This is a genomic window from Corynebacterium sp. HMSC072G08 (assembly GCF_001809185.1).
GTDB lineage: Bacteria > Actinomycetota > Actinomycetes > Mycobacteriales > Mycobacteriaceae > Corynebacterium > Corynebacterium phoceense.
In genome coordinates, this window is sequence record NZ_KV796422.1 from 161456 (window position 1) to 174085 (window position 12630).

The window sequence follows — 12630 nt, forward strand, 5'->3', positions numbered from 1 at the left end:
CGGTCGCTTTAGACTCGATCTGTATGAGGGATTGCATCGTCATCGGCGGCGGCCAAGCCGGACTCGCGACCGCGTACTACCTGCGCCGAGCTGGAATCGAACCGCTCATTCTCGACGATCAGAACGGCCCCGGCGCGGCGTGGCGCCATGTGTGGCCGTCCATGACGCTATTTAGCTTGGCGAGCTTTTCTAATCTGCCGGGCATGCCTATGCCGCACTATGACGGTTTCCCGCCAGCCAGTCACGTCATTGCATACCTAGAGAAATACGAAGAGCGCTACGGCTTTGAGGTGCACCGGCCCGTACACGTGTCCTCCTTGTCGTGGACTGGTTGCTCCTATGCGCTGGAGACCTCCGTAGGCGCAATGGAGGCGCGCACCGTCGTCGCAGCGACGGGCACGTGGTCCGCGCCGTACGTGCCCTTCGTCCCCGGCGCCTTCGACGGGTCCCAATGGCATTCGGCCCGCTACCCCGGATCTAAGCCTTTTGAGGGCACGCGCGTCGCCGTCGTCGGCGCGAAGAACTCAGGCGCGCAGATCGCAGCGGAGCTCACCCGCGTCGCTGAAGTGACGTGGTACACCCGCCACGAGCCGCGGTGGATGGCGGATGATGTGGACGGGCGCGTGCTTTTTGAGGACGCACACCGCCGCGCCATTGTGCTGATGCGCGGCGAGCCGGATCCCGGGCCAGGCCCTACCGGGGACATCGTCATGCTGCCAGAGATCCTCGAAGCGCGTGATTCCGGCAGGTTGAAAGCGACACCGATGTTCGACTCCCTCGACCGGGTCAAGGCAGATCACTTGATTTGGTGCACCGGGTTCCGTCCGGCGCTGCGCGCGCTGCGGGCTGTCCTTGACTCTTCGAGCGGCACGCCAGTGCCGCTCCATCCGGGTCTCTTTCTCGTGGGCTACGGCGACATCGTGGGCCCGGGCGCCGCGACGATAACCGGCGTAGGTCCGTATGCCAAGCGCGCAGCGGCCGGAGTTAAAGAGCTTCTGAACGACTAGGCTAAACGCCCTTTCCCCACCATAACTTCGAAATTCTGACAGATTTTCGGAGTTAGGGTGGGGAAAGCGCTGGGGCTCGGCATGCTACAGGCACTGCGCCTTGCCGGGACGCGTATCAAAGGCATCATCCGCGAGGTGGCCCTCGTTGGAAGTGCCGTACCAGAGCGTGTTCTCCGGCAGGGCCGCGACGACGGCCTGCGTCAACGCGCGCGGGGCAAGTTCTGTCTCCACATTGAGGGTGAGGCGGTACGTGCCTTGGGTAATCGGCATGGAGTCGTACTTCGCAGTGTATTCGGACACCAGGATGTTCTCCGGGGTGCAGGCGGACTCGACGAGGGTACATGACTCACGCTCGACGGTCGTCTCGGGAGCGAGGGCCGCAGCGAGGTCGAGGCCCGCGATGTCCTGCGGCGACATGAGCACGGTGAGATCAGTACTAGCCTTCAAACCCAAGTTCCTTTAAGTAAGCGCGGTCTTTCTTGTCCAACGCCACGCCTTCCAGCAATTCGGGGCGGCGCTCCAGAGTTCGCTTGAGGGCTTGGTCGCGGTGCCAGCGGTCGACGAGCGCGTGGTTACCGGAGGTGAGCACTTCGGGAACCTCGAGCCCGCGCCATTCGCGGGGCTTGGTGTAACTTGGGCCCTCGAGCAGCCCATCGGAGAAGGAATCCTCTTCGTGCGAGCGTTTATTGCCCAGGACGCCCGGGATCAGGCGTACGACGGCCTCGGCGATGACGAGGACGGCAACTTCCCCACCGATGAGGACGTAGTCGCCAATGGAGACCTCGCGCACGCGGTACCGGTGCGCCGCATCATCGACGACGCGTTGATCGATGCCTTCGTAGCGTCCGCATGCGAAGACGATGTGCTCCTCGCGGGACCAGGCGCGGGCATCGGGCTGCACGAAAGGCTTTCCAGCGGGAGTTGGCACGATAAGCAGCGGCAACGACGGGTCTTCGCCTTCACGCACGTCACGACCCTCGTAGGGGGTTGCCTCAACGCCCTCAACATCGTCGTGCGTCGGACGAGCAAGGTGCGGAAGCGAGGACTCGAGTTCAGTGGCCGCGGCGGTCCCCGCGGCGACATCATCCAGCGCAGGGCCCCAGACCTCCGGCTTCATGACCATGCCAGGGCCGCCGCCAAACGGCGAGTCATCCACTGACTTGTGGACGTCCGTGGCCCAGCCGCGCAGGTCGTGGACGCCGACAGAAAGGCGACCTTGTTCGATCGCTTTGCCCAGCAGCGCGTGGCGCAGCGGGTCGAGATACTCGGGAAAGATGGTGACAACGTCGAGCCTCATAGATCGAACAGCCCCTCTGGCGGAGTGATGGTGCACGTGCCAGCCTCCAGGTCAATGTCGGGCACAATTTCCTCGACGAACGGGACCAAGACTTCCTTGCCACCGTCGAGAGTGAGCTCGAGGAGCGACTGCGCGGGGCCGTGCGTGACACCGGTGACCTCACCGACATCGGCACCGTTGTGAATGACGCGCAGGCCTTCGAGCTCGTGGTCGTAGAAGCCATCATCGTCCGGGTCTTCAAGCGGCGGCGCGAAGAACTGGGTGCCGCGCAGCGTATCCGCTGTCGTGCGGTCGTGAATCTCCTCGAAGAAGATAAGGAGTCGTCCCTTGTGTACGCGCACGGACTTCACCGTGAGCGTGTGTTCCTTTTTTCCTTGCGTGCCATGCAGGACCTCGCCCACGGCGTACCGGATCTCCGGTTCGTCCGTGGTGGGCTCGACAACGAGTTCGCCCTTGATGCCGTGCGATTTGATGACGCGGCCGATGAGTAATTCCATGCCGCCTACTCTATAGGGTCAGGCTTTCGCTGCGACCAAGAACACCTACCAGGCGGTTGAGCGGGCCCGTAGGCTGGGCGCATGACAACCCCAGAGAACCCTTCCTCCCTGCCCATCAATGACGTGACGACCTTCGGCGACGCTGCGCATGAGGGCGGCGGACTCGTCTTCCTCGATTTCCTTGCGGAGGCGCCTGCTGCCGATGCCTCCCGCCCGCGACCCGCAGTCAAGCGTGTCCTCAGCGGACACCGCGCCAACCACATCGTCTTCACCTTCGTGCCCGGCCAGACCTTGCCGGATCATAAGGCGGCCCACCCCATCACCGTGCAAGTCCTCACAGGCTCTGTGCTCTTCGAGTGCGAAGGCGACACCCACGAACTGCACCCGGGTGTCGCAGTCCACCTGCCGGCCCACCTTCCGCATGCGGTGCGGCTGCCGAAAAACTCTGATCACGGCCAGGCGATCATGCTGCTCACCATGCACACGGGTGAATAAAGCCGATAAGAACTCGCGATAACACCCACTGGACCTGAGACACTTATAATCTATTTCTGTGAGTACGAAGCCTTATCACCACGGAAACCTCAAGGGCGAGTTGTTGCGCGTCGCCGAAGAGATCGGCCGCGAAGAAGGGCCCGAAGCGATCTCCATTCGCCAAGTCACCCGCCGCGTCGGTGTGTCCCCCACGGCGGCCTACCGTCACTACACGGACCAGGAGGAGCTCCTCAACGCCGTGTCCACCCGCGCGGTCGACGAGCTCATCGCGCGTCTCAACGTGGTCCTCACCGATCGCGAGAGCCGCCCCCTCGTTGCGGACCGCATGATGGCGTGTGCGTGGGTCTACTTCAACTTCGCGATGGAAGAGCCCCAAATGTTTCGTTGCATGCTCGCCGGACGTGGCTTGGACCTTCCCACCGTGATGGGCGGCAGCGGCGGTGATGAGGAGCATCTCGAGCCACACGTACAGGCGCTGCGGGAATTCTCCGAGTGTTTCCGCATCCATGCCCAGCGCACGGACGGCGTGAGCCACCTCCAGTACTTCATGCAGAACGCGCTCGCCGCGTGGTCCACGGTCCACGGCTTTACCGTGCTCTGTACGACCGGCCAGATGGCGGATCTGCCGCGTGAGATGAAGAACGAGCTCGCCCAAGGCGTCTTCGCCTCCGCCATGCGCGGCACAGACTTCACGGATGTCAACGACCCGTTCCGCAACTACCCCGACGGCAAGCCAGATTCGGACGACGATACCTAGGCCGTCGCGCCCATGACGTTGGAAGCAGTTCCACCCCAAGGCACCGAAAATTCATAGCCTGTCCACCCGAGTGGGCGGGCTATGTTTATGCCCATTCCCGCCGTCCGAAAGGACAGTGGAACTAGTCGCTGGCTTCGGTATGACCTATTCCTGTCCCTGTCTGACAATAATCCGGGGGTGTTCCTGCTCCAGGGCCGCATTGTATGGGGAAAACGCGTAAACCCCCGCAACCGCGAACGGTGACGGGGTAGCGCTTAAGCAGAATTACTCTGCGGACTCCTCAGCCGGAGCTTCCTCAGCAGCCTCAGCCTCAGCGGCAGCCTTGGCCTCAGCCTCGGCGGCGGCAGCAGCCTCAGCAGCAGCCTTAGCCTCAGCCTCTTCCTTGGCCTTGCGCTTCTTCTCGGTGATGGCCTCGAGGGTCGGGCCGTTGGCAGCCTCAGACAGGGCAGCGTTGAAGAGGTCAAGCTTGGACGGCTTCTCCTCGGCCACCTGAAGGGTGCCCTCGGCGCCCGGCAGGCCCTTGAACTTCTGCCAGTCACCGGTGACCTTCAGCAGAGCGAGTACCGGCTCGGTCGGCTGTGCGCCGACGCCCAGCCAGTACTGTGCGCGCTCGGAATCGATCTGAATGAGGGACGGCTGCTGCTTCGGGGAGTAGATGCCGATGTTCTCGATAGCCTTACCGGAACGACGGGTGCGGGCATCAGCGATGATTACGCGGTACTCAGGGGTGCGGATCTTACCGATACGCTGCAGCTTAATCTTAACGGCCATGATTGGCTCCTTTGCGTGTAGTCACTGGGCAGTACAGACACGCGAGCCGTGTGCTCGCGCCGGTTCAACCCTCGGATTTAGCCTGCGTGTGACATGCCCGCCGTCCGTAGGCGGTGGGGGCGTTACGCAGGATAAGTATCAAATTGTGCCGCCACATGCGTGGCAACCCGACATATATTACAGGCAACCAGGCCAATTCCGGAAATCACGTCGCGTCAGTTCCGGTTTTCATGCATGCGCCAGGTAACCTTACGGGCCGTACCTAGTTTATAGCTTCCCGTTTGCCTGCTCTTTCTTTCCCCGTCTCCTGCGACGGGATTATAGGAGGAGCACTAAGGACGAGGTCAGGACCCACCCACACCATGGCAGAATCAACACGAAATTTCCGCTACCGTTACGATCTTGATGGACTGCGCGGCATCGCGATCGGCCTCGTCGTCCTCTATCACGTCTTCGTGGGACGCGTCTCCGGCGGGGGGGACGTCTTCTTGTTGCTCTCTGGCTACTTCTTCCTGGGCTCCCAGCTACGCTACACGGAAAAGCCGAATGCCTCTTTTAACCCGTGGTGGCCGATCTGGCGCACGCTGCGCCGCCTGGTCCCGGCGCTTGCGCTCACGGTGGGTGCAACGTTCCTCCTCGTCAAGTTCTTCACCCCGCAACTGCTGCGCACGGAGCTCGTCCAGCAGATCACGGCGACGGTGTTTTACTACCAGAACTGGGAGCTGGCACGGCAGAACGCCGATTATGCGGCGGCATCGGCAAGCACCTCGCCGCTGCAGCACCTGTGGTCCATGGCCGTGCAGGGCCAGTTCTATGTCATGTCCATCGCGTTTGCGCTGGGCTTGGGGCTCCTCGTCCGCGCACTGGGCCGCCGCACCCTCACCGTGCAGAAGATCGCCGGCCCCATCCTCGTTATCGTCACGATCGCGTCCTTCGCATACGCCTGCCGCTTTGGTCTCTACGGCCCGGCCGCAAACTACTACTCCACCTGGTCGCGTGCGTGGGAGCTCACGCTCGGCGGTGTGCTCGCCATCTACGGTGCAAAGCTGGCCGTCCCCCAGCGTTTTTCCAACTTCTTTACGGGCTTCGGCCTCCTCGCGCTCATCTGCACGGGCGCGCTTATCGCGAATACGGCGGCCTACCCCGGTCCGCTGTCCTTGCTGCCGCTCGGCGGTGCCGTGCTCATCATCCTGGGCGGCGGCGGATCCCTGTCCCAGGCCATGGCCTCGAAGAAGGCACGCTGGCTCGGCGACGTCGCCTACCCGCTCTACCTGTGGCACTGGCCGCTGCTCATCCTGTCCACGGCGTACCTGGGCATGGAGCGCCCCACCTGGTGGCTGGGCGTTATCATCATCGCCATTTCGCTCGTCCTCGCGGATCTCACGCACCGCTTCCTCGAGCGTCCGCTGCGCCAGCGCCGCAAGCGCCCGACGCGCGACGATATGCCGGTCAATTCTGCGCTCGCCTCTCTGCGCACTACGGCCGGCGCCTGGCGCGGCGTGGGCGGCGTGCTTATGGGCGCAGCGACCATTGCGCTGCTTACTATTCAGCCCGTGTGGATGTCCCAGGTCCGCGACGGCGAGGGCCTCACCCTCGACCCCGCGCGCTACCCCGGCGCCATGGCGTTCAACGGCACCACGGCCCCAGAGGGTGTCACGGTCCAGCCGGATCCTATCCTCGTGGGCGGCATCATGCCTCCGACCTCGACCTCGCATTGCTTCGTGGCGAAGCAGGCGGATCCGAACTACTACAACACGGAACGCGTAGACGGAACGCCGTGCATCTTCGGCGACCAGGATGCGGACTTCAAGGTCTACCTCGTCGGCGGTTCCCACGCCGAGCAGTGGGCCTCGGGCCTAGACAAGCTTGGCCGCGAGATGCACTTCCAGCTCGTTCCGATCGTCCGCCAAGACTGCCCCATCGAGTTGGGCGATGACGTAACCGTCACCCCGGAGTGCAAGGCCTGGGCCGAGGGCGCCGTCGAGCAGATCGTCGATGGCGGTGCGGACCTCGTCATCTCCAACACCACGCGTCCACAGGACTTCTACGGTCACGGCCCCGACGTCGTGCCAGCCGGCTACGCCGCGTTCTGGGACTTCCTCGCGGAGCAGAACATTCCGTTCATGGGCCTGCGCGATAACCCGTGGGGCTTCGACGCCGCTGGCGTGGGCCGCGAGTTTGACGAGTGCTACGTCGCAACCCAGGACGTGGACGCGTGCAGCATGGACCGCAACCAGGTCTACGCCCCAGTGGACCCGGCCGCGATTGTGCTTGCGAAGTACAAGAACATGATCGCCGTTGATACCTCCAACTGGTTCTGTGACGACACGCAGTGCCCCGTCATTATCGGCAACGTCTTCGTCTACCGCGACATGCACCACATCTCGAATGCCTTCGCAGACTCGGCAATGCCGCTGCTACGTCAGTACATCGAGCCCTTCATGAAGGGCGAGACGGTCCAACAAGAGGCTCCCGATGCCCCCGCGGGCGAAGACCCCGCAGCCCCCACTGCCACGCCGTACGACGAAGAACACCAGAACCCCCGCACCACGGCGGACGTTGCCCCTTACCCCATGGTCGCGGCCCCCACCGCGGTTTAAACCCGCCTCACGCCGCACATGGCCCTAGGAGGTTGGTCATTTACCCAGCTCGCCGAATTCCCATGAATTTCGGTGAACAGCGCGAATGGCCAACCTGCTAGGGCCTTCTAGTTTTACGAAGCGGCGTGGAGTTCCTTCCACGCCTGCGGCACGTACGCACACGTCGGGTCTGAGGCGAGCGGATCGCCCGTCATGGCGAACGCAGTCGACCGCGAACCACCGCACACGGACGCAAATTCGCACACGGAGCACTTACCCGACCACTGCTGCGGATCGCGCAGCTTCTTAAACACCGGCGAGGTGGCGTAGATATCCGGCAGGGTCTGCTCCTTGACGTTTCCGCAGTGCATGGGCAGAAAGCCGTTCGGGTACACGTCGCCGAGATGGTCGATGAAGACGAAGCCGGAACCCGCATTAATAGCCATGGGCGGACGCGGACGGCGAGTGTGCTCGGCCGGTCCCAGCAGGCGCTCGGTTTCCTCGGTGAGGAACTTATAGAGCTCGCCGCCTTCATAGGGCTGTCCCTTGGAGCGCTGCAGGACAATGCGCCGGTACTGCGGGCCCTCCGTCGTCTTGATGGCAACGCGGTTGGACACGTCGTGGAGCCAGTTCATGGCGTCTTCACGCTCGAGCGGGCTGAGCGCGCCGAGTCCCGTGCCGCGGCCGGTGGGCACGAGGAAGAATACGCTCCACAGCTTGGCGCCCATATCGATGACTCGCTTGAGCAGCGCCGGGGCTTCCTTCACGTTGTTCGACGTGATGGTCGAGTTGATCTGCAGGCGGAAGCCCACGTCCGTGACGATCTCCGCCATCTCGACGGTGCGGACAAACGTGCCACTGAAACCGCGGAAGTAGTCATGCGTCGCGGCCGTCGCACCGTCGAGGGACAGCGAGAGCGCCGAGCCTCCCACCGCCTTGAGGCCTTCCAGGCGCGCGCGGGTCAACCGCGGCGTCACGGACGGCGACAGCGAAATGTTGAGCCCCAGCGAGGTGCCGTATTCCGTGAGTTCCTCCAGGTCACCGCGCTCGAACGGATCGCCGCCGGTGAGGACGACGATGGGACGCGGCTTGTCATACGTCGCGATGGAGTCGAGCAACGCCTTGCCTTCCGCCGTGGTGAGCTGCCCCGGCGCCGGCTCGTGTTGAGCGTCCGCACGGCAGTGTTGGCACACGAGCTGGCACGCACGCGTGACCTCCCAAATGGCGATGAACGGCTTGGCGTTAATATCGTGGCGCACCTGGCGCACGATGGGCGTGTCCTTCACGGGGTCCCCTCACTGAAGCGAATGTTTTCTACAACTTTAGTCGTAGAAATCTCGCGCATAAAATAAGGAGAGCCTCACTCCCATTCCATCTAGTCCCTCACTGACGCTTCAGGCCGAGATGAGCCCCACACCCGTGGCGGAAGGCTCATCCCGGCCTGAAGTGATAATAAAGCTACTTCTTCTTGCCCTGGCCGAAATCGAGGTTGTCAAGGTCGATGTTTTCCATACCCTTGGGCAACTTCATGCCTCCCATACCACCCATGCCGGGGAAGCCTCCGCCTTGGCCCATCTGCTCCTGCATCTTCTGCAGTTCCTGCATGGAGGGCATGCCGCCAGGCATACCCGGCATTCCAGGCATGCCACCGCCGCCACCGCGACGCTGCTTGGCGGGCTTGCGCTTGCCGTTCTTGCCCTTGCGGCCCTTGGGCTTCTTTTTCGTGGCGGAGCGACCGCCGCCCATGCCGGGCATGCCGAACTGGCCGGCCATGCGCGACATCATCTTCTTCGCCTCGTTGAAGCGCTCGATAAGGGAGTTGACCTCAGAAACGGTCACACCAGAACCGTTGGCAATGCGCTTGCGGCGCGAAGCGTTGAGAATCTTGGGATTCTCACGCTCTTCGGGGGTCATACCGCGAATAATGGCCTGGATGCGGTCGAGCTGCTTCTCGTCGACCATGTCAGCCATCTGCGACATCTGCTTGCCGCCCGGCATCATCTTGAGCAGGTTGCCGATGGGGCCCATCTTGCGGACCATGAGCATCTGGTCAAGGAAGTCGTTGAGCGTCATCTCGCCCGAGCCGATCTTCGCTGCGGCTTCCTCGGCCTTCTGGTGGTCGAGGGTGGCCTCGGCCTGCTCGATGAGGGTGAGCAGGTCGCCCATACCGAGGATGCGGCTCGACATGCGCTCCGGGTGGAAGACGTCGAAGTCGTCGAGCTTCTCGCCGGTCGATGCAAAGAGAATGGGCTTGCCGGTGACCTCACGGATGGACAGCGCGGCACCACCGCGGGCGTCGCCATCGAGCTTGGTGAGCACGACACCGGTGAAGTCCACGCCGTCACGGAAGGCCTCGGCGGTCTGGACGGCGTCCTGGCCGATCATCGAGTCGATGACGAAGAGGACTTCGTCCGGGTTCACGGCGTCGCGGATATTGCGAGCCTGTGTCATGAGCGTTTCGTCGATACCGAGGCGGCCGGCGGTATCGATGATGACCACGTCGTGCTGGGTGCGCTTGGCTTCCTCGATACCGGCCTGGGCGACGGCAACCGGGTCGCCGTGGGAGGTGCCCATCTCGTGCTCGCTGGTGTCGATGGACGTGCCGGGGTCCGGCGCGAAGGTGGGCACGCCGGCGCGCTCGCCCACGATTTGGAGCTGCTGGACCGCGCCCGGACGTTGGAGGTCACAGGCCACGAGCATGGGCGTGTGTCCGTTCTTCGCCAAGTGCTTGGAGAGCTTGCCGGCGAGCGTCGTCTTACCGGCACCCTGGAGGCCGGCGAGCATGATGACGGTGGGCGGGTTCTTCGCGAACTGGAGGCGACGCGTCTCGCCGCCGAGGATCTCCACGAGCTCCTCGTTGACGATCTTGACCACCTGCTGGGCAGGGTTGAGCGCCTCGGAGACCTCGGCACCAACGGCGCGCTCCTTGATGCGCTTGATAAAGCCGCGGACGACGGTCAACGAGACGTCGGCCTCGAGCAGCGCGAGGCGGATTTCGCGGGCCGTCGTGTTGATATCGGCCTCGGTCAGCTTGCCCTTGCCGCGCAGCCCGGAGAGGGCGGATTGTAGGCGGTCAGATAGTGATTCAAACACTACGGTGGCGCTCCCTTAAGTAAAATTTGACGGATTTTCGCTTTTAACTACTCTAGTCGCTTGCCAAGGCCCGGGTCACATTCGCTACCACGGCAGAGCGGCTTACCTCGCCGCGCAGACGCGCATGGACGATCATTGTGGCGCCGAGAACCTCGTGGCGCAGCCACTCCACGTCCGGCAGCGCGCCCAGCAAATGGCCCAACGCGGCCACCCGCTCCGCCGTGCGCACAGTAAGCACCGCGCCGAGTTCAAAGACAGCGGTGGTCGGAGCGGGCTCAATCTCGGGAAGGACCGAGTATGTGCCCGACGCATAGGATTGGAGGAAACGCTGCTCATTGGCGGCATCGGCAAGCTGCTGCTGGACGGTGCGGATATCGAACTCCGCGGCGTAGCTGCCGTCCCGCTCGCGGATAATCCGCGAGCCCATGACGGTCCAGCCCAGGGCCGCGATGAGCGCGAGCGGGCGCACCATCTCGCGCTGGTACTCGCCGCACCAGTACACGGTAAGCCGCTCCTCCTCCCAGTCGACGCGCAGGCCGATATCGCGCGGGGCGTCGACGATGGGCCGGGTGAGCGCCCAGGGCTCGAGCGCCTCCAGCGCGCGGGTCGTCATCGCGTGGACAGCAGAGGCCAGCCGTGAGGTCCACACGCCGGGCCCCGTCGAGCGGGCGTCGGCCTCCGCAAGCACGGCGAGCAGGGAGACGGTGAGCTGGTCGTAGCTGGCGGCATCGAGAAGCGCGTCGCGCGCCTCGTCCGACCAAGGGTCCATGCGCGCGGCGAGCTTGGCCAACGTTGTGTGCTCAGCAACGATGGTCTGCACGCGCGACATATCCGCGAGGTTGAGCCGCATACGCTGGGCTTGGCGAACGACTATTTCCGCGCCGACCTGCTCGTGCGGGCGGTCGTAGCCTTTGCCCATGTCATGGAAGAGCGCAGTCAAGAGCAGAAGGTCCGGCCGCGCGACGGTCGTGCGGGCCTCCGCACAGCGCGCCACCGTGTTGATGGAATGCGCGTCGACGGAATGCGTGTGCGACCGCTCCCGCGGCAGAAGGCCACGGATATGCGCCCAGTCAGGCACGAGCCGCTCCCACAGGCCATGCGCGTCGAGGTCTTCGATAACCCGCGGGGTATGGCGCGGCGAGGACAGGATGGAGTAAAAGTCATCCACCGCGGCTTGTGGCCACCGGTCCGTGACCGTGGGTAGCTCTTGGAGCTGCACCCACGTCGCCTCGGAAACGGGAATGCCCGTGCGTGCCGACGCCGCCGCAACGCGCGTGAGCAGCCACGGATCCTCTAGGTTGGGGTTGCGCGAGAGCGTAATAGTGCCCCCGGCGTCGATGACGTCGATGTCGAGCGGCCGCCGGATCCCTTTCCGCTCCCTTTTCCCTACGAGCCCGCGGGCGGTGGCCAGGCCTCTTTCTAGGGCATGGTCGACCGCGCTGGCGGCCTCGACGAGCGCGGCGGAGAGCTCATAGCGGTCCTTAAACCCCAGTTCTTCTGCGATATCCGCGGCGAATTCGGGGTCGAGCGCGTCGCGATGGCGGCGCGCGTGGACGTGGAGCAGGGTGCGCACGTCGAGCAAGAGCTCTTTTTGCGTATCGAGCCGCGGATTATCGCACAGGTTGCCCAGCGCGAGTGCGCGCAGGAGCTGAATATCGCGCAGCCCTCCCCTGCCGTTCTTAAGCTCCGGGTTCGTCATCGCGGCGACGGCGCCGGACCGGTGCCAGCGCGCGATGGCGGTATCAATAAACGCATCGAACCCACGCTGGAGCTGGCGCCGCCAGACGGCGAGCAACTTCGCGCGGGCTTCATCGACGAGCAGCTTATTGCCCGCGACGTAGGCAAGATCCAGCTGCGCAAAGCCTGCCGATGCATCTTCTGCCGCAATGTCCGCACACTCGTCCGGCGTTCGCACCGCGTAGTCGAGGTGGTACTTCGCGTCCCACACGGGGTACCACATCTGCGCGACCTTTTCCTCGTCCAGCTCCTTGTCAGCGGGATGGAGGAGAATAAGGTCGATGTCCGAGCGTGGGGTCATCTCCTGGCGGGCGAACGACCCTGTCGCGGCGAGCGCGGTGCCTTGGGGCAGATCGAGAGAGCGGACAACGGCAAGCGCCGAGGCATAAGCCTCGGC

At 64.0% G+C, this 12630-nt stretch carries 11 protein-coding genes; 4 read left to right on the forward strand and 7 right to left on the reverse strand.

Annotated elements, in window-relative coordinates; translation table 11 throughout:
* The first annotated feature begins 23 nt into the window (after positions 1-23).
* Entirely contained in the window at positions 24-1007 is a 984-nt protein-coding gene (locus HMPREF2559_RS06405) for an FAD-dependent oxidoreductase (protein WP_070539943.1), read from the forward strand.
* A gap of 84 nt (positions 1008-1091) precedes the next feature.
* On the opposite strand, the gene HMPREF2559_RS06410 is transcribed toward HMPREF2559_RS06405, so the two are convergent.
* The 3 genes from HMPREF2559_RS06410 to rimM are packed head-to-tail and all read right to left on the reverse strand — an operon-like array spanning position 1092 to position 2801.
* The gene (locus HMPREF2559_RS06410; protein ID WP_066486932.1) at positions 1092-1454 is read right to left on the reverse strand and encodes a hypothetical protein; all 363 of its coding nucleotides are present in this window, start codon (positions 1452-1454) and stop codon (positions 1092-1094) included.
* A complete protein-coding gene (trmD, locus tag HMPREF2559_RS06415; protein ID WP_066486942.1) occupies positions 1444-2304 on the reverse strand; it encodes a tRNA (guanosine(37)-N1)-methyltransferase TrmD in 861 nt (286 codons plus the stop codon). Before trmD ends, HMPREF2559_RS06410 begins: the two co-directional genes overlap by 11 nt.
* The gene (gene rimM / locus HMPREF2559_RS06420; RefSeq protein ID WP_066486958.1) at positions 2301-2801 is read right to left on the reverse strand and encodes a ribosome maturation factor RimM; all 501 of its coding nucleotides are present in this window, start codon (positions 2799-2801) and stop codon (positions 2301-2303) included. Before rimM ends, trmD begins: the two co-directional genes overlap by 4 nt.
* Positions 2802-2882: 81 nt before the next feature.
* Here rimM and HMPREF2559_RS06425 point away from each other — a divergent pair, with 81 nt between their 5' ends.
* Together HMPREF2559_RS06425 and HMPREF2559_RS06430 are read left to right on the forward strand one after the other, a co-directional pair.
* Entirely contained in the window at positions 2883-3296 is a 414-nt protein-coding gene (locus tag HMPREF2559_RS06425; RefSeq protein WP_066486960.1) for a cupin domain-containing protein, read from the forward strand.
* A gap of 58 nt (positions 3297-3354) precedes the next feature.
* Positions 3355-4053 (forward strand): TetR/AcrR family transcriptional regulator, encoded by a 699-nt coding sequence (locus HMPREF2559_RS06430; RefSeq protein WP_082723196.1) that lies wholly within the window; start codon positions 3355-3357, stop codon positions 4051-4053.
* 264 nt (positions 4054-4317) lie between these two features.
* On the opposite strand, the gene rpsP is transcribed toward HMPREF2559_RS06430, so the two are convergent.
* Complete coding sequence (gene rpsP, locus HMPREF2559_RS06435; RefSeq protein ID WP_066486968.1) at positions 4318-4824, reverse strand: 30S ribosomal protein S16; 507 nt, start codon at positions 4822-4824, stop codon at positions 4318-4320.
* Between the two features lie 362 nt (positions 4825-5186).
* Here rpsP and HMPREF2559_RS06440 point away from each other — a divergent pair, with 362 nt between their 5' ends.
* Entirely contained in the window at positions 5187-7424 is a 2238-nt protein-coding gene (locus HMPREF2559_RS06440; RefSeq protein WP_070539948.1) for an acyltransferase family protein, read from the forward strand.
* A 113-nt stretch (positions 7425-7537) separates the two neighbouring features.
* Here the strand turns inward: HMPREF2559_RS06440 and HMPREF2559_RS06445 are convergent, their stop codons facing one another.
* The 3 genes from HMPREF2559_RS06445 to HMPREF2559_RS06455 form a co-directional block, all read right to left on the reverse strand.
* A complete protein-coding gene (locus tag HMPREF2559_RS06445) occupies positions 7538-8689 on the reverse strand; it encodes a TIGR04053 family radical SAM/SPASM domain-containing protein (protein WP_068801889.1) in 1152 nt (383 codons plus the stop codon).
* A 172-nt stretch (positions 8690-8861) separates the two neighbouring features.
* Positions 8862-10496 (reverse strand): signal recognition particle protein, encoded by a 1635-nt coding sequence (gene ffh / locus HMPREF2559_RS06450; protein WP_066486979.1) that lies wholly within the window; start codon positions 10494-10496, stop codon positions 8862-8864.
* A 52-nt stretch (positions 10497-10548) separates the two neighbouring features.
* A partial coding sequence (locus HMPREF2559_RS06455; protein WP_246818460.1) for a [protein-PII] uridylyltransferase occupies positions 10549-12630 on the reverse strand: 2082 nt, incomplete at its 5' end.